Annotated in this window: 16 protein-coding genes and 1 pseudogene; 12 read left to right on the top strand and 5 right to left on the bottom strand. The window is 71.0% G+C overall.

Translation table 11 applies throughout. The features are described 5' to 3' along the window. The first annotated feature begins 90 nt into the window (after nt 1–90). From P0R35_RS15435 to P0R35_RS15420, 4 genes are all read left to right on the top strand, one after another. Nucleotides 91–561: a universal stress protein gene (locus P0R35_RS15435; RefSeq protein ID WP_284014850.1), complete on the top strand. Its 471-nt coding sequence runs from the start codon at nt 91–93 to the stop codon at nt 559–561. After that, nucleotides 558–2,798 carry an amino acid permease gene (locus tag P0R35_RS15430; protein ID WP_284014849.1) on the top strand — a complete coding sequence of 747 codons (2,241 nt, stop codon included), beginning with the start codon at nt 558–560 and terminating at the stop codon, nt 2,796–2,798. The genes P0R35_RS15435 and P0R35_RS15430 overlap by 4 nt, the downstream gene beginning before the upstream one ends. Nucleotides 2,799–2,973: 175 nt before the next feature. Beyond that, nucleotides 2,974–3,384: a hypothetical protein gene (locus P0R35_RS15425; RefSeq protein ID WP_284014848.1), complete on the top strand. Its 411-nt coding sequence runs from the start codon at nt 2,974–2,976 to the stop codon at nt 3,382–3,384. A 191-nt stretch (nt 3,385–3,575) separates the two neighbouring features. Beyond that, a complete protein-coding gene (locus tag P0R35_RS15420; protein ID WP_284014847.1) occupies nt 3,576–4,451 on the top strand; it encodes a CPBP family intramembrane glutamic endopeptidase in 876 nt (291 codons plus the stop codon). A 29-nt stretch (nt 4,452–4,480) separates the two neighbouring features. On the opposite strand, the gene P0R35_RS15415 is transcribed toward P0R35_RS15420, so the two are convergent. Next, a complete protein-coding gene (locus tag P0R35_RS15415; RefSeq protein ID WP_284014846.1) occupies nt 4,481–5,809 on the bottom strand; it encodes an outer membrane protein assembly factor BamB family protein in 1,329 nt (442 codons plus the stop codon). A gap of 189 nt (nt 5,810–5,998) precedes the next feature. On the opposite strand from P0R35_RS15415, the gene P0R35_RS15410 reads away from it, so the two are divergent. From P0R35_RS15410 to P0R35_RS15390, 6 genes and pseudogenes are all read left to right on the top strand, one after another. Next, a complete protein-coding gene (locus P0R35_RS15410) occupies nt 5,999–9,253 on the top strand; it encodes a transglutaminase TgpA family protein (RefSeq protein ID WP_284014845.1) in 3,255 nt (1,084 codons plus the stop codon). Continuing rightward, nucleotides 9,253–9,765 (top strand): annotated as a pseudogene (locus tag P0R35_RS16760) (DUF7269 family protein); the annotation flags it as partial. The gene P0R35_RS15410 and the pseudogene P0R35_RS16760, both read left to right, overlap by 1 nt. A 274-nt stretch (nt 9,766–10,039) precedes the next feature. Next, nucleotides 10,040–10,675, top strand: a complete 636-nt coding sequence (locus tag P0R35_RS15405) for a DUF58 domain-containing protein (RefSeq protein WP_284014844.1) — start codon at nt 10,040–10,042, stop codon at nt 10,673–10,675. Beyond that, nucleotides 10,672–11,358, top strand: a complete 687-nt coding sequence (locus tag P0R35_RS15400; protein WP_284014843.1) for a hypothetical protein — start codon at nt 10,672–10,674, stop codon at nt 11,356–11,358. Before P0R35_RS15405 ends, P0R35_RS15400 begins: the two co-directional genes overlap by 4 nt. A 255-nt stretch (nt 11,359–11,613) precedes the next feature. Beyond that, nucleotides 11,614–13,032, top strand: a complete 1,419-nt coding sequence (locus P0R35_RS15395; RefSeq protein WP_284014842.1) for a hypothetical protein — start codon at nt 11,614–11,616, stop codon at nt 13,030–13,032. Between the two features lie 139 nt (nt 13,033–13,171). Further along, on the top strand, nt 13,172–13,354 hold the full coding sequence (locus tag P0R35_RS15390) for a hypothetical protein (protein ID WP_284014841.1): 183 nt from the start codon (nt 13,172–13,174) through the stop codon (nt 13,352–13,354). A 287-nt stretch (nt 13,355–13,641) separates the two neighbouring features. Here P0R35_RS15390 and P0R35_RS15385 read toward each other — a convergent pair whose 3' ends face one another. Together P0R35_RS15385 and P0R35_RS15380 are read right to left on the bottom strand one after the other, a co-directional pair. Beyond that, entirely contained in the window at nt 13,642–14,148 is a 507-nt protein-coding gene (locus P0R35_RS15385; RefSeq protein ID WP_284014840.1) for a PIN domain-containing protein, read from the bottom strand. Continuing rightward, nucleotides 14,149–14,451, bottom strand: coding sequence for a hypothetical protein (locus tag P0R35_RS15380; protein WP_284014839.1), 303 nt, complete (start codon nt 14,449–14,451; stop codon nt 14,149–14,151). It abuts the gene before it with no gap. A gap of 140 nt (nt 14,452–14,591) precedes the next feature. Here P0R35_RS15380 and P0R35_RS15375 point away from each other — a divergent pair, with 140 nt between their 5' ends. After that, entirely contained in the window at nt 14,592–15,524 is a 933-nt protein-coding gene (locus tag P0R35_RS15375) for an endonuclease NucS domain-containing protein (protein ID WP_284014838.1), read from the top strand. A gap of 532 nt (nt 15,525–16,056) precedes the next feature. Here the strand turns inward: P0R35_RS15375 and P0R35_RS15370 are convergent. Together P0R35_RS15370 and P0R35_RS15365 are read right to left on the bottom strand one after the other, a co-directional pair. Then, nucleotides 16,057–16,629 (bottom strand): DsrE/DsrF/DrsH-like family protein, encoded by a 573-nt coding sequence (locus P0R35_RS15370; RefSeq protein WP_284014837.1) that lies wholly within the window; start codon nt 16,627–16,629, stop codon nt 16,057–16,059. 5 nt (nt 16,630–16,634) lie between these two features. After that, entirely contained in the window at nt 16,635–16,880 is a 246-nt protein-coding gene (locus P0R35_RS15365) for a sulfurtransferase TusA family protein (RefSeq protein WP_284014836.1), read from the bottom strand. Nucleotides 16,881–17,134: 254 nt separating this feature from the next. Between P0R35_RS15365 and P0R35_RS15360 the strand changes: the two genes are divergently transcribed. Continuing rightward, complete coding sequence (locus P0R35_RS15360; RefSeq protein WP_284014835.1) at nt 17,135–17,539, top strand: helix-turn-helix domain-containing protein; 405 nt, start codon at nt 17,135–17,137, stop codon at nt 17,537–17,539.

Here is a 17,539-nt window from a genome sequence, read left to right as displayed (position 1 = left end):
AGCGACGGGCACGACGGCGGTGCTACCGATACCGGCGGGGCCTCACTCGTGACGGGTCACTCGACCCGGTCCCCCGGAGGTGGCTGATCGATGCGTGCGTTCAGCCACCTCGCGGTTCCCGTCGCGAACGCCGACGACGCCGTCGCGACGGTCGACGCGCTCGGGCCGCACCTGCGACACGTCGACCGCATCACGCTCGTCCACGTCATCGAGAAGGGCGGCGGCGTGGTCGACAAGGCGCCGATGGCGAAGCGGCGCGCGGACGCGGAGGCGTTCCTCGCGGTCGCCGCGGCGCGGATCGACGGGACGGTGCCGACCGGGACGCGTATCGCCTTCGGGACGGACGTCGCCGAGACCATCGTCAAGACGGCGATCGACGTCGGGGCCACGGCGGTCGCCTTCCACCCCCGCGGCGGGAGCCGACTCCTGCGGCTGTTGACCGGTGACACCGCGACCCGGCTGGTCTCCGACCCGGATCTGCCGATCGTCTCGCTGCCGCCGACCGACGACGGGACGGGGCCCGATCCGTCGCCGGCCGGACGGCGGGAGGTCGACTCATGAGCGACGAGGAGCTGGCGAAAGACCTCGGACTGGTGTCGGCGCTCACCATCGGCATCGGGACGATGGTCGGCGCCGGCATCTTCGTGCTCCCCGGCGTCGCCGCCAGCACCGCCGGGCCGGTGGTGGTCGTGTCGTTCGTCGTGGGCGGGCTGATCGCGCTCGTCAACGCCCTCTCGGTGTCCGAACTCGGGACGGCGATGCCGAAGGCCGGCGGTGGCTACTACTACGTCAACCGCGCACTCGGGCCGCTGTTCGGCTCGATCGCGGGCCTCGGCGACTGGATCGGGCTGGCGTTCGCGTCGGCGTTCTACAGCATCGGCTTCGGCCAGTACCTCGCGACGCTCGTCCCGTTGCCGGAGGTGCTGTTCCTCTCGGAAGTGCAGGTGGGCGCGCTCGTCGCCGGCGCCGTGTTCGTCGGCGTCAACTACGTCGGCGCGAAGGAGACCGGCGGCGTGCAGACGGTGATCGTCACGCTCCTGTTGGGCATCCTCACCCTGTTCGCGGTGCAGGGGTGGCTGTCGTTCGACCTCGCGACGTTGCTGGGCGAGGGCGGCGCGGCGCCGTTCGGCTACGGGGCGATCCTCCCCGGGACGGCGCTCGTGTTCGTCTCGTTCCTCGGCTACGCGAAGATCGCGACGGTCGCCGAGGAGCTGAAGAACCCCGGGCGGAACCTGCCGCTCGCGATCGTCGGGAGCGTCGTGATCGTCACCGTCCTCTACGCGGTGCTGGTGAGCATCATGCTCGGCGTCGTCCCCTGGCCGGAGCTGAGCCAGTCGGCGCCGCTGACGCAGGCCACGCAGGTCGCGTTCCCCGGCGGGTTCGCCGGGCTGGCCGTCACGGTCGTGACGCTCGGCGCGCTGTTGGCGACCGCCTCGAGCGCGAACGCGTCGATCCTCGCGTCCGCGCGGATCAACTTCGCGATGGGTCGCGACCGGATCGTCTCCAACTGGCTCAACGAGATCCACCCCTCGTACGCGACGCCCTACCGCTCGATCCTCGTCACCGGGGCGGTGATCGTCGTGTTCATCGCGGCGTTGGGGCGCGACATCGAGGTGTTGGCGAAGGCGGCCAGCGTCCTGCACCTCGTCGTGTACGCGCTGATGAACGTCGCGCTCGTCGTCTTCCGCGAGACCGACCCCGAGTACGACCCGGCGTTCCGCGTCCCGCTGTACCCGCTGACGCCGGCGCTGGGGTTCGTCCTGTCGCTGGGCCTCCTGGCGTTCGTCGGGCAGACGGAGCTGCTCCTGTCGGGCGTGTTCGTCCTCGTGGCCGTGGTGTGGTACGTCGTGTACGCCCGCAGGCAGACGACCCGTCGTGGCCTGTTGGGCCAGTACGTCCTCGAGCGTGGCGACGACCTCCCGCCATCGGTCGTGAACGCGGCCGCGACGGTCGCACCGGACGGCTCGGGGCGGGACGACACCCCGACGACGATGGTCGCGCTGTCGAACCCGCGCACCGAACGAGCGCTCGTGACGCTCGGCGCCGCGCTCGCCGACCACGACGGCGGGCGACTGCTGGCGACGCACGTGATCCAGGTGCCGGACCAGACCTCGCTGGAGGCGGCGGCCGAACAGCGCGACCGCATCTCCCGCACGTCGGCGGGCCTGCTCGAGGACGCGCGGGCCGACGCCGAGCGCCTGGGTGTGCCGGTGGAGACGCGGACGGTGCTGTCCCACCAGGGCCTCGCGGAGGTGTTCGACTTCGCGCGCGACCACGAGGTCGACCGCCTGGTGATGGGCAACGGCGGCACCAGACTCGCCGGCGGGCGCGTCGAGGGGCGGCTCGACGAGTTGACCCACGACCTGCCCTGTGACGTGCTCGTCCTCGACGACGGGGCGTTCGACCCCAGCGAGGTGCTCGTCCCGACCGCCGGCGGTCACTCCTCCGACCTCTCGGCGGAGGTGGCGCGGGCGCTCCACGAGACCGTCGGCGCGCGCATCGCCGTCCTCCACGTCGCCGACGACGTCGACGAGGGGGAGGCGTTCCTGTCGGAGTGGGCTGCCGACCACGACCTCGCCGACGCCGAGCTCATCGTGGAGACCGGCGACGTCGAGGCGGCGATCGGCGCGGCCGCGGAGTCGCGAACGCTCGTGCTCGTCGGGGCGACCGAGCGGGGCCTGCTGTCGCGGGTCGTCCGCGGGTCGCTACGGCTGTCCGTGCTCGACGAGCTCGACTCGAACGTCCTACTCGCCGAGCGCCCGCGCAAGCGGACACTACGCGAACGGCTGTTCGCGTAATCGGTGTCCGGGGGAGCGAGCAACCCCCGCGGCCACCGTTCGGCACCGCTCGACGTTGCGCCGGGAAGTCGGGGCGGAGGCTGTCCCGCTGCAGTCTGGTCGAACGCTCCGGCGAATCGCCGGGAGTACTACCCACCGGGAGTGTTATCACCCGACCGTCCGCCTCGGTGATACGATGGGCGCAGACACTGTAGTGGGTGCCACTCGGAGCTACGTCGGAGTCTGTGTGGTGGTCGGGCTCGTCGGGGGGTTCGCCGCCGCCGTGACCGTACCTGAAGCGACGTTCGCCTTCCGTACCGCCGTCGTCGGAGCGGTCTGTGTCGGGATCGCCGGTGGGCTCCTCTCGAGGGCCGGGCTCCGTGAAACCGTTAGCCTCGTCGCGCTGGCCGAGGCGATCCGGTCGGCCGCGCTGCTCGTCGTTTCGGGCCTGTGGGTGCTGCTCTTCGGCGGTCAGGGCACCGGGTTCGTCGTGTTCTATCTCCTCGTCGGCGGTGGCATCGCCCTCGTCGTCGCCCTCCTTACGGTTCCGCTTGCGGCGGCCATCGGCGGGCTCACTGTCACCGTTACCGACACCCTGCGGGGGTGATTGTCCGATCAGGCGGGGGTCCGAGCGAACCTCTGGTACTCGGGGACGTTACCGGACCGTGGTCAACCGGGATCGATTTTTGTCGGTGCGACAACAATTCCTCGTCCCGTACGGTGACTCGATGAGTTTCCCACGTCACACTCGGCGGACCCAGCGCTCCGGTGCGCGGACGGTGCGTTCCCGGTACGGAGATGGCGACTGAGGGGCTCCACGGCGTCGACGCCGACGTTCCCGGGTCGCATCTCGCCGCGTTCGTCGTCGTCACCCTCGCGGTGAGCGGAACGGTCGCCGCGGCGACGATCGTCGACACCGTCTCCGGCGTGACGACGGTCCCGATCATGGTCACTCCCGCACTGACGGCCATCGTCCTCCGTCGGATCGAAGGGCAGTCCGTCCGGCGGACGGTCGTCGAGTCGTTCCGCGGAGCGACGCGCAGGTCGCTCGCGTTCGCGATCGGGTTCCCGGTCCTGTTCATCGCGGTCGCGGCGGCCGTCGCGTTGTCGACCGGGCTGGGGACGTACGTGCCCGGCGGGGGCGAGTTCAGCTACGCCGGCCCCGTGTTCCTCTTTCCGGTGTTTCTGGTCTTCGCCGGCGCACTCAGCTACGGCGAGGAACTCGGCTGGCGCGGGTACCTGCTCCCGGAGTTGACCGCGCGGTTCGGGCCGATGGTGGCCACCGCGCTGGTGGGCACGGTCTGGGCGCTGTACCACTTCCCGGCGCTGTACTTCGGCGCGCGAGCGACCGACCTCGGGGACCCGCTGACGACCTCGCTCATCCAGATGGGCGCGGTGTTGGCCGTCGCCGCGTACCCCTTCTCGTACGCCTACTACATCTCGGACGGGAGTGTCCTCCCGCCGGTGGTGCTTCACCTGACGTGGAACCTCCTCAACCCGTTCGTCCTCGGCAACGTCTACACGAACGTCGAGGGGTTCATCGCCGGGCAGGTGATCCTCGTCAGCGGCGAGGGCCTCCTCGGACTGGTCATCGGGATCCCGACGCTCGCCGTGGTCGCGCTGCTCATCCACCAGCGACGGGGGTTCGGGACGGCGCTGCGATCCGACCGATAGCGGGTCGCTCGCCCGGACCCTCGGCGGCGTCACTCGCCGATGCAGTAGAGGTGACCGTCGGCGGACCCGATGTACGCCCGGCCGCCGGCGACCGCCGGCGACGATTCGACGAAGTCGTCGACGGAGACGTGCCACTGTTCGGCGCCGTCGGCTCGCGAGAGCGCGAGAAAGCGGTCGCCGCCCCCAATGTACACCCGGTCGTCGACGACGGCCGGCGACGACCGGAAGTCGTGGTCGGTCTCGTAGCGCCACTCGATGTCGCCGCCGTTCCGCGAGAGGGCGAACACGCTCCCGCTGACGTCGACGGTCGGCATCCCCGCCGCGCCGTCGTCCGACGTCTCACGGGGCGTGGGAGTCGGCGTCGACTCGCCGGGCGCGTCGTAGTCCGTCGCCTCCGATCCGGTCGCGGCGACGTACACGCGGTCGTCGTCGACCGCCGGCGAGGACTTGACGTTCGACGCCCGCAGGTCCGTCTCCCACCGAAGCGTCCCCGACGCGGCGTCGAGCGCGACGAGCCGCCCGTCGACGTGGACCCCGACGTACACCGTCCCGTCGGCGTACGCGGGTGGCGCGAGCACGCCCGCGTGCTCGCCGCCGCCGTCCCACGTCCACAGCTCCGCGCCGGTCGCCGGGTCGAGCGCGACCACGCTGCCGTCGTGGTTGCCGAAGTAGACGCGGCCGCCGCCGACGGCCGGCCCGGTGAACCAGTCGGTCGGCCCGGTGTAGGTCCACTGCCGCGCTCCGGTCGCGGTGTCGAGGGCGAGCGCCGTCCCCGCTTTGCTCCCGTCGGTGTCGCCGCTGGCGACCGCGGGCATCGTCCCGGCGGTGCCGACGAACAGCGTCCCCTCGTGGACGGCGACCGCGCTGCTGTGGAGGTTCGTGTTCGTCTCGAACGTCCACCGCCGCTCGCCGTCCGTTCCGAGCGCGAAGACGACGCCGTCGGCGTCGGCCGTGTAGACGGTCCCGTCGACGACCGTCGGGGCGGTCTCGACGTAGCTCGTGGTGGGCGAGCTCCAGCGCTCCTCGCCGGTCGTCGCGTCGAACGCGTGGACGGCGTTCGCGGCGCTCCCGACGTACACGGTGCCGTCGCGAACCGTCGGGGCACACAGCACCGTGGGGGCGTAGCCGATCCCTCTCCACGCGACGGCATCGGTTCGGGGGCCGTCGCCGGCGTCGTTGACGCCGGAGTGTCGGCCGTCGAAGCCGAACGTGGGCCAGTCCGCGGCCGTGGCCCCGGACCCGGTGCCGTCCGTCGACCCCGTGGCGTCGGCCGTCCGTCGTCCCCGGGTGCCGAGACAGCCGGTGGCGCTCGCCACGCCCCCCACGCCGAGCCAGCGACAGAGTTCTCGACGACGCATACGGGCGCGGAAACACCGGAGCGTGGAGTAAGTTTCGCCGACGCGCACGCGTGGGTCACCGTCGCCGCCGGTGGCGCCGGACGCCGCCTATCACTCGCAACACCGAGACCCGTACGTATTTGAGGGGGACCGAGAACCCATCAGGCAACGAATGGTTCCTCCGCTTCCAGTTTCGGTGGTGACCGCCCCGTGAGCGACGACGGCGGTGGCCTCCGGTTCGCGAGCGGCCCCGATTGGGGCCGTGCGCTCCTGACCGTGGTGTGTGCGCTCGGGCTCGTCGTGTCGGCGGCGGCCCTCCCGTTCGTCGTGGGCGGCCAGCCCGCGCCGGCGCGGGCGCTGTTGACGAACGAGGATCTGGCCGCCCAACCGGCGCCGGGGAACACGGGCGACGGCTCGTTCGGCACCGTCGACGGCGCGGGCGTCGACGCACCCGGCGACGCGCCCCCGCTCGGCGCCCCCGACGCTTCGGGGACCGACGAGTCGGGCGACGCGTCAGGCGCCGCCGGCTCCGGATCCGGCGGCGGCCTCGGCGCGCTCGGCGCGCAGTCGGCGACGTCGGTCGGCGGGGCGCTGGCGGGCGAGTCCGGCGAGTCGGCGCTCCGGAACCAGAGCGCCGAGGTCCACTTCGTCGTGGAGACGACCCGGCCGACGTACTGGCGGACCGGCGCGTTCGACGCCTACACCGGGCAGGGGTGGGCTCGGACGGGCGAGTCCCAGTCCAGCGACGGGACCGTCGACACCGCGGGCCTGCGCGACGAGCGGATCGACTACCGGGTCACGCTCCAAAAGGACGCGGCCGCGGTGCCGACGGCGTGGCAGCCCGCGCGTGTCTCGCTCCCGACCGACTCGCTGTACGAACTCCCCGGTCGGAGCCTCGCGTCGGCCGACGGCCTCCCGAGCGGGACGACGTACACCGGCGTGTCGTACGCGCCGCCGGACGACCCCGCGGTGCTCGCCAGCGCCGGCCGCGACTACCCGTCGTCGGTGGCCGATCGGTACGCGACGCTGTCCGAGAACCGGTCGAGCGACCGCGTCGCGGCGTTCACCGACGAGCTGACGGCGAACGCGTCGAGCCCGTACGAGACCGCCGTGACGGTCGAACGCTGGCTGGAGGCGAACCGCGACTACTCGCTGAACTCCTCGCACGACGCCGAGGCGGGCACCGTCACCGAGCAGTTCCTCTTCGAGATGGAGACGGGCTACTGCGAGTACTTCGCGACGGCGATGACGGTGATGCTGCGGACGCAGGACGTCCCCGCGCGCTACGTCGTCGGCTACTCGGCGGGCCAGCCCACCGGCGACGGCGAGTACACGGTGCGGGCGATGAACGCCCACGCGTGGGTGGAGGTGTACTTCCCCGACGTCGGCTGGGTTCGCTTCGACCCGACGCCCGCGAGCGACCGGCTCTCGACGGAGAGCAGCGCCTTCGCCGAGCAGACCGGCGAGCCGTCGTCGTCGTACCTCTCGGAGTCCGGGGCCGACGGCGAGGGGACGCCCTCGTCCGCCACGGGTGACGCCGACTCCGTGACCGGGACGCCGAGCGGGACGGCGGGCGGGTCGGGCGCGACCGGCGGGACTGGTACCGGGACCGCGACCGGCGACGCCGGAACCGCAACACCGACCAGCGGCGACGGGACCGGCGGGACCGACAGCTCCGGCTCGGGGACGGAGACGAGCGACGGCGGGGCGACCGGGACCGAGAACGACACGTCCGGGAGCGACTCCGAGGACGACACGTCCGAGGGCGACTCCGGCGAGGAGTCCGACTCGGGCGACGACTCCGATTCCGACACCCAGACCGGCGACGAGGCCGCCGAGGAGGAGAGCGACTCGACCGGGAGCGACGGAACCGAGAACGGGTCGACGGCCTCGGAGCCCGAGCCCGTCGACATCACGCTGAACCGCACCGCGGTGCCCGGCGCCACCGTGGCGGTGACCGTCACCCGCGGCGACGAGCCCGTCGTCGGCGCCCGCGTGTCGTTCAACGGCGAACCGGTCGGGCGGACCGACGAGAACGGGACCGTCGTCGGCGAGGTGCCGTACGCCCGCGACCTCGACATCACCGTCGAGGGCGAGCGCGCCGAGACCATCGACGGCGGCGCGCTCCCGCCGCTGGAGCGCGACGACCCGACCGTCTTCGGCGTCTCGCTGGGCGACGCCGTCGACGACCTCGCGGGGACCGCGGGCACGGCGACGGCCGACGAGTCGCCGAACGGGACGACCTACCCGCTGGAGACGAACGCGACCGTCTCGCTCGTCGGCGACGTGCGCAGCAACGCCTCCGTGACCGTCGTCGCGACGGTGGCGGACGTGCCGGTGCGCGAGGCGACCGTGCTGCTCGACGGGACGGCGGTCGCGACGACGGACGCACGGGGGCGCGCCACGATCCGCCTCCCGAGCACGCCCGGCGATCACACGCTCGCCGTCCGTAGGGGACCGGTCGAGGGGAACACGACCGTCTCGATCGACGAGTTGGGCGCCGACCACGGCGTCGGCTGGCCGCTCGCGCTCCCGACGGCGCCGGTGACCGTGACGGCGACGCTCGGTAACGACACGCTGGCCGGGGCGACCGTGCGCTCGGACGGGACACGGCTCGGCGAGACCGGCGTCGACGGCAACGCGACCGTCTCCCTGTCGGCGTCGAACGGCGTCACCTACACCGTCGCCGCGTACGGGCAGACCGCGACGACGACCTTGACCGGCGCCGTGACGAACGCGGCCGGACTGGCTGTCGCCCTCCTCGCGCTGCTGGGCGTCGTCGTCCGGAGCGGCTACCGGCGCGGCGTCAGCCCCCGCAGGATCCCGGGCAAACTGTATCGGGTGACGCTCCGGGCGGTCCACGCCGCGGTGGCGGGGCTGGTGGCGGTCGCCGAGGCCATCACCGGCGGCGTGACCGCGATCCGGCGGCTGGTGGGCGTCCGCTCGCGAGCCGTGGCGCTCCGGGCGGTGCCGGGACGGGTCGCAGCCGCCGTCGGGGCGGCCGTCGCCGGCGCGGTCGCGTGGCTGCGCGGACTCCCGGCCGCCGTCGCGTCGTGGTGGGCGACCAGGAACGACGATCCGACCGACGACGCCGGGAGCCGGGCCGGCGGCGACTCGGCCGGCGCGGAGACGGAGGCGCGACTCACCGTCCGCCGGGCGTGGCGGCGCTTCCTCAGTATCGCGCCGGTCCGCGGCGTACGACGGCGGACGCCCGGCGAGGTCGCCCGTCTCGCCGTCGGCGCCGGCCTCCCCGCGGGGCCCGTGTCCACGCTCCGGGACGCCTATCGGGAGGTCGAGTACGGCGGCGGCGACCCGGAGAGCCGGGTCGGCCGGGTGCGGGGCGCGTTGGCGACGCTGACTGACGAGGGCGACGAGTCGGCGGCCGAGGACGCCTCCGGCGCCGACTCGGCGGCAGACGAGCCCGCCGACCACGACGCCGACGACGCGGACGGGGGTGACCGCTGATGGCGCGCGGCGTCTCGCTGGGGACGGTCGTGGCGTTGGTCGCCATCGTCCTCCTGTCGGTCGCAGCGGGCGCGGTCGCCGGCGGCCAGTCGCTCGCGGAGACGATTCCGGCGCTGGACCCGGTGCTCGACGCGTTAGCGCAACTGGACGCCTCGACGGTGCTCACGGCCGGCGCGGTGCTCGTCGGGATCCTCGGCGGACTGGTGGCGATCGTGCGTCGGGCCGGCGGGACGACTGTCGACGACGACGACGGCGCCGACCCCCGTCCCGAGGAGGTGACGGTCGACCCCGCGACGGTCGCGGGCGCTGACGTCGACCGACTGCTCGACGCCGCGACGGCGGTCGACCGCGCGGAGGAGGCACGCACGGGACTCGCGGCGACGGCCGCCGCGGTGGTGCGCGCCTCCCGCGACCTCGACCCCGAGGCGGCCGACCGCCGCGTCGAGACGGGGGCGTGGACGGACGACGCGCTCGTCGCCGGCTTCCTCGGTCCGGAGGCGCCGGTGCCGGTGGTCGCCCGCCTGCGCGGGTGGCTCGACCCCGCCGCCGAACGCCAGCGCCGCATCGACCGGAGCGTCGCGGCGATCCGCACCGCGCTCGCGGGGAGGTGCGCGATGAGTAGCCCGGTCGCGACGCCGACGGGCGACGCCGAGGGGCGAAGTCCCGGCCCGAGACCGACAGCCGGACGGACCCCGAGGACACGGCGCCCGAGGAGCCGGCGTCGGAGGCGGCGACCGCCTCGCCGACCGGCTCCGGTGGCACGACCGCCGGGACGACGGCTGGGGCGTGTGGGTGGTCGCGGTGCTCGGCCTGCTGGCGCTCGGGCTGGTGTACGCGGAGCCGCTGCTGTTGGCGGCGGCGGTCGTCCCGACGGCGTACGTCGCCTACGGGGCCGTGTCGTCGCTCCCGAGCGAGGTGTCGCTGGCCGTCGAGCGCTCGCTCGAGGCGGGCCCCGTCGCGCCCGGGGAGACGGTCGGCGTCACGCTGCGGATCACCAACGTCGGCGACGCGGTCGTGCCCGACCTCCGGGTCGTCGACGGCGTGCCGCGCGAACTCGTCGTCGTCGACGGGAGTCCCCGCGCGGCCGTCGCGTTGCGCCCGGGGTCGAGCACCGAGGTGACGTACGAGGTGGTCGCCCGCAGAGGGGAGTTCGGGTTCACGGATCCGGCGGTGACCGTGCGCTCGCTCGCCGGCGGCGACCGTGCGAACCTGACGGTCGACCCGGACGGCGCGGACGCCGTCGAGTGTACCCGGCCGGCCGCGCTGCCGGCACCCGTCAGGGCGGCGCCCCGTCGCGTCGGGCAGACGACGAGCGACCGCGGGGGCGAGGGGCTGGAGTTCCACTCCACCCGCGAGTACCGCCCCGGCGACGCCCGGGCGCGGGTGAACTGGCGCCAGTACGCCAAGTCCGGGAAGCGGTGACGACGGAGTTCCGCCGCGAGCGCGCCGCCAGCGCGGCGGTCGTCCTCGACGTGCGGGAGGCGACCAGACGCTCGGCGGCACCCGGCCGCCCGACGGGGGCGGAGACCGGCGCCTACGCCGCCGAGGCGGCCGTCGAGCAGTACCTCGCCGCCGGCCACGACGTCGACCTGATCGTGCTCGGCGTCTCCCGGCGGCGTGTCGACGCGCCCGTGGAGACGGTCGAGGACGCCCTGCTCGTCACGGACGCCGAGACGGACGCCGGCCGCTACCGGGCGCGGGCCGTGTTCGGCGCCGCGGCCGCCGTCGCGACCGACCGCACGGCGAAGCGCGGCGCCTCCAGCGACGCGCTCCGATACGACGGGACGGTCAGCCGGCGCGCCGAGCGCACCGCCGCGCGGGCGCTCGGCCGGGTCGACGCGAACGCCGAGGTGGTCGTCGTCTCGTCGCTGCCGGACACCGAGCCGCTCGCGTTCGCGCGCCGGGCCCGGGCGACCGGTCGCGACGCGGTGCTGTTGTCGCCGGACGACACCGGCGACACGACCCGCGGCGGCCGGATCGCCGGCGTCCACCGCGAACTGCGCGTCCGGACCGCCCGGGGCGCGTGCGACGCGGTGATCGACTGGGGCGGCGCCGAGCCGTTGGGAGTGGCCGTCGCGCGCGCTGTCGGAGGTGGGCGACGGTGACGTCGCCCGAGTCGGTCGACGAAGGCGGCGAGGGATCGACCACCGGCGAGGCCGCCGCGCCCCGCGAGGACACCGCCGCGATCGAGGAGCCGCCCGCGTCGACGGCGGCGGTCGCGGCGTCGAACTGGCACCCGCCGTTCGCGGGGTCGACGCTCGCGATGGTCGTGACCGCCGTCGCCGCCGGGGCGCGCGGTCACGCTCGGCCTGACGGCGCCGACCGCCGTCGCCGCCCTCGGGGGCGTCGGCATCGGGCTGGTGGTGTGGGTCGCCGACGGGGAGCGCTACGAGTACGTCCGCTCGGCCGCGGGCGTCCTCGTCGGCGTCCCGACCGGGGCCGCGGCGCTCGCCGGGGTGGCGTACGTCGTGCTCCAGCAGTTCGCCGGCTCCGCCCCGGTCGGTGCGGCGGCCGTCGTCGCCGGCGTCGCCGTCGCCGCCCTCGGCGCGACGGTGCTGCCCGGCGACTCGTTGACGCCGGGGGCGCTGAACGTGGCGGCCAAACGCGCGACCGTGGGCGCCGCGGTCGTCGCCGTCGTCGCCGCCGCGGACCTCGGCGGCACCGTCGTCGAAACCGAGGGCGTCGAGATCCCGGGGGTGCCGGAGCTCGAACCGGGGCTGGTCGACCCGCTCCTCGCGCCGGGTGTGGGACCGGTCCCGCCGGTGGGGACGTTCCTCCTCGTCGTCGGGCTCGGTGCCGCGTCCGTACGGGCGGCGCTGGGACGGCTCCCGGTCCGCGAACTGCTCGACGACCGGAGCGACGACCCCGGCGCGGCGCTGGCGCGGTACGAGCGGCTCCGGCGCGGCCTCGGGTACGGCTGGATCGCGGCCGCGATCGGACTGCCGCTGGTGCTCGTGAACCAACTGTCGGCGGCGCCGGCGCTGTGGGGTCGCCTGCCGACGGCGGCGCTCGCGCTCGTCGACGCGCTCGCCCGCTCGTCGTTCCTGCGGTCGCTCGCCGTCGCCGCGATCGTCGCCTCGGTGGCCGCGGTCCTCCTGGCGTGGGGAGTCAGGCGCGCCGCCCGGACCGACCCGAGCGCCCACGCCGGGAGTGTGGGTGCGCTGGCCGGCGGCGGTCTCGCGACCGTCGCGGCGACGGCGACCGCCGAGCCCGTCGTGGGGACGCTGCTCCGGGCGGTCGAGCGTGCGCTCCCCGCGAGCGCGGCCACGGAGTTCGCACGGCAGGGCGACGCGGTCGTCGCGTACTACGGCGACGCGGGGCTCGCACTGGCGTTGGCGACCCTCGGCGCGGTCTCGACGCTCGGCGCCTGTCTCGTGCTCCGGGTCGCGATGACGGCGTCGGTGCTCCCGCGGGCCGGCAACGGACACGCGCTCGCCAGCGCGGGACTCGTGTTCGCCGGCGCGTTCGGCCTGACGGTCGGCGTCGGGCCGACGGTGGGCCTCGGCGCGGTCGTCGCCGCCGTCGTCGTCTCGGACACGGGGCGGTACGGCCGCGGGATCGGCCGCGGCGTCGGGCGTCGGGCCCGCTCGCTGACCGCGCAGGTGGTCCACACCGGCGGCGTCCTCGGCGTCAGCGTCGTCGCCGGCGTGGCGGGTGTCGCCGCCCTCGCCGTCGCGGGCTCGGTGTCGGTGCCCGCCGGCCCGACCGCGACGCTGGCGCTCGTCGCCGGCGTGGGCTCGGTCAGCGTGCTCGCGCTGGCGCTTGCGCTCGGCCGGTGAGCGGCTCGGCCCGTTTCGTTCTCACGTCGACACCAGTTCACAGGGAACGCGTCGATCCTCGTTGACAAGGACGCGCTCCGTGCGTCGCACACTCCTCCCGAGATCGGGGAGCTCGATCCACAACCACGCGAAGGAATTGATGATGCTTGGGATCCCTCGAGAGCGCGACAACGACTCCGGCTCGGGGGTGCGTGGCAGCTTCAACACCTACGAACTCGACGTCCCGTTCGACGCGGCGCTCTCCGCACTCGCTGGCGAACTCGATATCGACGAACGCGCATCGGAACTCCGTCGCCTCGCCAGGATCCACGACGGTGCGTAGGACCATCGGTATTACTGGAAACGGTGGGGTGGGAGCAACTGCCCACTCGGTGTAGGAATTACTGGAACCGGTGGTGGGTAAGGCCTGAGAACTGAACGCGGTGGGATAGGTCCTATCCTAACACACAGTTCAAATTGTGGGGTATGACGGAACTCGCTATTGGAACGAGCCGCTCCGGTGGTCCCACTCACCCCGATGCCATACGAGAGGCAGTTGAACAAGCGGGGCCACGTCCACCAGAGGAGCGTGCATCGAGTGTTGGGTCTCCTTCAGTCACTACTACCGAGTCACTCGAGTAACGACTTGGCGCGTTGGACGTAGCAGTTCGTGTCCCAACTGCGAGCAGCACTGATCGCATCCAGCACAGTCTGTGCGTCCCCGGAGGACACCCAGCCGTTTCGAACGTATACCGAGAGCAGCGTCGGAGTCGTCACTAATCGCGTGTCGACGAGGGACGCATGGATGAGTCCGAGCCTGTTGAACTCATCACACAGCAGCAGGTCAGCATCCTCCGCGTTCGCAAGCGTCACCGCTGCGTTCTCACCGTCGTCGAGTGGAAACTCGGCATCCAGTTCGACCGGCCGTGTCGGGAACGCCTCCATTCGATCCAGGACTCGACTCGCAGCACGGCCGTGATCGTCGTCGTAGGACGCGACCTCCTGGAGTTCGTCGACGACAACGCTCGGGACGAGAATCGTGTATTTGCCGAGTGCAACTGCCAGTGGGTCAACGTCGAGATCGGCGGCGATGCCGAGACTCACGAGTGCGGACGTGTCCGCGACCACCTGCGCCATCTATGCGTCCGCGACCTCGTCGACGAAGTCCTCACTCAGTTGCTGTTTCAACACACGGAGGTTCGCCGCTTCTTCAGCCCCGACCAGGGATTTGAGCTGTTCGAACGAGATCTCGTCATCGTAGTACGCATCGGCGATCTCTTGGAGAAGTGCATCATCGTGCGTGGCGTCCTGAAGGTACTCGCGAAGCGCGGTCACCAAGATATCCGTCCGATCTTCACCTAGGACCGTCGCGAGCGCGTCTGTCCGGTCGATGAGCCGGTCAGGGGCCCGGAATTGGACGCGCTTCTTCTCGGTGCTCATGATGTGTACGTTGTGAGCCACCGCACTTAGCGGTTGTTGTGTGTACACTGTGAGCCTCACCGAGATGATCCATCACAAGATAACTAAATTTGATAACTAATTAAATATCTATTTACTCGTCAGCTTGTGTATCTGTATCTATGGATTTGGATGTTGCTGAGGAGCAAATGTGGTGGCGGCTGAAGGCTGGTCGCGGCGGTGTTCTTGAAGACGATTGGCTCGAGCAGAAGATCGTCACGACTGGTTGGGGTGGTGCAGCAGGAGACTACCGAGAGCAGTCTCCCGAAGAGTTCCGCAACGGCGATCCCAGCGATCTCCAAGCGTCGAAATTTGTCGGGCATCACGACGATGGAATGCGCGCTGGCGATGTTGTTGTGGCGTATGCTCCGGGAAAAGGTCACATCTCCGGTATTGGAACTGTTGGGGAGGTTCAATATAATGAGGATAGGGTTTGGCGTCATCTGTCGGAATCCGAAGCGGCTGACGCGATGGTTCAGGACCATTACTACTGGCGGCCAGTCACGTGGTTTGATCTTGGCACCCCTGTTCGTGTTCCTGATCTTTCAGAGCGCTTCCGAGTGAACGGTGCAGATCAGATTCCGACTCCAGGGACGCTCAGCCAGTTCGGTAGTCTTTCCAGTGATCGAGACCGAATCGTGGCTCTCGTCGAGGAAGTTCGCAAGGCAGAGACTGTAACGCAATCTGGCCTCGGATTCGGGCCGGATCAAGAAGCTGAGATGCAGGAATGGCTTGCAGCAAACATTCAGACCCTGGGACTCCAGAATGCTCGTAGAGAGTTCAGGACCGACGTAGGTCGTATCGATATCCTCGCAGAGGACGACAATTCCGAGACGGTGATCGAAGTCAAACGCGGGCGAGCGGGGGACCGTGCTCTCGGACAACTCCTTGGGTATATGGGAGCACGAACTGATGAAGTCGATCGCCAACTCTCTGGAATTCTGGTGGCGGAAGATTTCACGTCTCGTATCGAGCGTGCCGTTACTGCGTTGGATAGGGTCTCGCTCTATCGATTCAATGTCGATGTGTCGATTGAACCGATGGACACATACTAAGGGTAGAATCCAGGACGCAGTGATGCTCTCCAAGCTGTCATCATAGGGTTTCCCAGCTTTTCCGCTCTCTCAGATATCATAGCCCCACTCACGAAGCACTCCGGCAATCTCGCGATCCTCAACACCAGGCAGGAACGCCGCTTCACGCAAGTCAGTCAGATAGACATCGACCTCGTGTTACTCCTCAAACTCGGCCTTCCGAGCCGCAGACCGGCGCTCAGTCCAGTTCTGCACGCACAACTGGACCATGTCAGGCTCACCGTTCACGGAGGCTCGACGCAGCGTGTACGGATACTGATCGAAACGAGACACCAGTGGTATCGCGCTCGCGGGCGGTCGGGTTCTCGTCCCCGCGTCGACGGACCACGTGCGGACGAACTGCGCGGTCGTCCGGGCGTTCGGGAGCGACGTGCGTCTGGAGCAGCGGTCCGACGGCACCCACGTCCTCGAGGCGTCCCCGCACCCGGGGCGGTGAGGCGTGGCGACGCGGCGGAGCGGCGACGGCGACGGGAGCTGGCCGAAGCGTCGACGCTCAGACGAGCAGCTGGATGTCGGCGTCGGCCATGTCCTGGATGGCTGTCGCGGCGCCGACACCGGTGGTGACGCCGTCGTAGAAGTCGTCCTCGTCGTAGTCCATCAGCTCGATCGTCATCTGGCACGCTTGGAACTCGACGCCCATGTCGAGGGAGGTCTCGATCAGCTCCGCGATCGTCGCCGTGTCGTTGTCCGCGATGCGCTTGTCCATCATCGCAGTCGTCATGCGATCCATCCCCGGGAGCGCGCCGACGATGTTCGGGACCGGCATGTTCGGGTTGCCGACGGCGCTGAGCTTGAGGTTCTTCGAGCGCTCCTCGTGGAGGATGTCGAGCCCCCAGAAGGTGTGGAACACCGTCACCTCGTAGCCGAAGGCGGCGGCGGTGCTCGCGAGGATGAGCGGCGGGTACGCCATGTCGAGGGTTCCCTTCGTCGCGACGATCGACAGCTTCGGGGGCGAGTCGTCCTCGGTGACGGCCGCGAGCGACTCCTCGAGTTCCTCGACGCGCGCCGCCAACTCGGCACGGGTCGGCGCCTCGTCGCCGCCGCCGGTCGGGGTGTCGGTGCTCATTGCGGTCACTCGGTCTTGCGGACGTAGTGGGCGAACACGTCGCCGTCGTCCGTCTGGTCGAGGAGCTCGACGCCGGGCGTGCCGTCGGCCCAGCCGGCGATGTCGCTGACGCTCCCGGAATCCGTCGCGAGCACCTCCAACACCTCGCCCGCGGCGAGGTCGTCGGTCGCCTGCTTCGTCTCGATCACCGGCATCGGACACGATGCACCTTTCACGTCGAGCGTCTCCGCGATGTCGTATTCGGCGTTCATGGGGAATCCGCTCCTGTTCTGTATTGGAGCTATCCCACAATATTGGGCCGGTCCTGATAACCGTGTCGATCGTCGGAACCTCGTCGACCGGCCACGGGCGCCGGTGCGGGCCGTTCGTGAGCGAGACCCGCGCCGCCCGACGTCGACTTCGCGCTTCGCCGGCGCCGCTGCCGGATCGGCGGGGGTCCGGGGCGGGATTGTGATAGCCACACACAACCCTTTTATTTGCGGGCAACGAAGTCACACGTATACCCATGCCCGATTCGATGTCCGAACAGCTCCAACAGGACATGGAGTGTGAGGGGCTCTTAGAGTGTTTCCACGGGCTGAAGCAGCTCGACAAGGACTGCTTCGCCGTGCTGGTGGAGGCAGAGGAACCGCTCACCATCGACGACGTCGCCGAGGCCGTCGACCGCGAGCGCTCCACCGCCTACCGGTCGGTGCAACGGCTGCTCAAGTCCGGCTTCATCCAGAAAGAGCAGATCAACTACGACCAGGGCGGCTACTACCACGTGTACCGGCCGACCGACCCCGCACAGATCGCCGACGACATGCAGCGGATGCTCAACGACTGGTACGCGAAGATGGGCCAGCTCATCGGCGAGTTCGAGACCAAGTACCAGCAGTACGAGACGGAGACGCCGCCCGCGGAGAGCTGA

It is taken from the genome of Halobaculum litoreum (genome assembly GCF_030127125.1).
GTDB classification, from domain to species: Archaea; Halobacteriota; Halobacteria; order Halobacteriales; family Haloferacaceae; genus Halobaculum; species Halobaculum litoreum.
The sequence above is the reverse complement of the archived record's forward strand: the minus strand, read 5'-3'. Positions and strand labels throughout refer to the sequence as shown.